2 protein-coding genes are annotated in these 1,352 nt (G+C 74.0%); one reads left to right on the forward strand and one right to left on the reverse strand.

The features are described from left to right. Positions 1–1,077 (forward strand): glycosyltransferase (locus tag CCN51_RS49820; RefSeq protein ID WP_107426309.1); only part of this gene is annotated, 1,077 nt, incomplete at its 5' end. A 68-nt stretch (positions 1,078–1,145) separates the two neighbouring features. Here CCN51_RS49820 and CCN51_RS55500 read toward each other — a convergent pair. Continuing rightward, positions 1,146–1,352 (reverse strand): hypothetical protein (locus CCN51_RS55500; RefSeq protein WP_158104783.1); only part of this gene is annotated, 207 nt, incomplete at its 5' end.

Raw genomic sequence — 1,352 nt, forward strand, 5'->3', positions numbered from 1 at the left:
GATGTGATGGGCCCGGCCCGTTCGGCGGGGCTGAGCGCCGTGAGCATCGGCGACTGGTTCCACGTCGACGACCTGCTGCTCGGCGGCCTCCCGGAGGGCAAACGGCTCGTCGAATCGCTCGGCCGCCCGGCGTCGGAGCAGGTGGCCGGGGCGGCCCGGATGTGGATGGTGCACACCAAGTACCTGCTGCCCGACTACCTCGGCTTCGCCCGCGCCTACCGCCCGGACCTGATCGTCTCCGATCTGCTGGAGTACACCGCGCCGATCCTCGGCGGGGTGCTGGGCGTACCGGTGGTCCACTACCGCTGGGGCGTCGACCCGTACACCCGCCCCGCGCGCCCGGCGGCGCGCCTCGCCCTCCAGGGGGTGTGCGAACGCCTCGGCCTGGACGGGCTGCCCGACCCCACCGTGCTGCTCGACCCCTGCCCGCCCGCGCTCCAGCTCCCGACGGCGGAGCCGGGCACCCCGATCCGGTACGTGCCCGCCAACGGCAGCGGTGTCATGCCGGACTGGCTGCGCGACGAGAGCGTCGCCGAGGCGGGCTCCCGGCCCCGGCGGGTGGCCATCTCGATGGGGCTGCGCACCCTCGTCCTCAATGGCGTCCCACATCTACGGCAGGTGCTACGGGCCTTCGACGGGCTGCCGGACGTCGAGGCGGTCGCGACCGTCGAGCAGGAGTACCGCGAGGAGCTGGGCCCGGTCCCGGACAACGTACGGATCATCGACCCCACCCCGCTCCATCTGTTCCTCGGCAGCTGTGCGGCGGTGATCCACCACGGCGGGGCGGGCACCGCGCTCACCGCCTCGGCCTTCGGCCTGCCGCAGCTCGTACTGCCGCAACTGGCCTGCATGTTCGCCACCGGCGACCGGCTGGCGACAGTGGGCGCGGGCATCACGCTCGACGACGCGGCCCGCCAGGACGACCCCGAGGTGCTGCGCGAGTCCCTGACCACGCTGCTGTCCGGGCCCGGCTACGCCAAGGCGGCCGGGGAGCTGCGGCAGGACATGGAGCGGATGCCGGTGCCCTCGCGGGTCGTGGCCGATCTGGAGCAGCTGGCCGAGAAACAGCCGGTGTGAGTGGCCACGTGCAGGTGAACATGCGTGAGGGCCGGCCCCGCGGGGCCGGCCCTCAGCTGTTCCACCACTCAGGCCGCGCGGCTGGCCGCGCCGTCCATGGAGGCCTCGGCGATCACCTCGTAGATCTCCTCGTCCGGCCCCTCCCCCGCGGCCCGCGCCGCCTCCGTGTCCCGCAGGCACATCAGGCTCACGCAGCCGCCTTTGCGGCGGTCGGAGGCGACGACCGAGCCGGATACGAAGCCCTCACGGCGGGACGCGGCCTCCAGCCGGGCCAG

Source organism: Streptomyces milbemycinicus, assembly GCF_002154605.1.
Taxonomy (GTDB): Bacteria; Actinomycetota; Actinomycetes; order Streptomycetales; family Streptomycetaceae; genus Streptomyces; species Streptomyces milbemycinicus.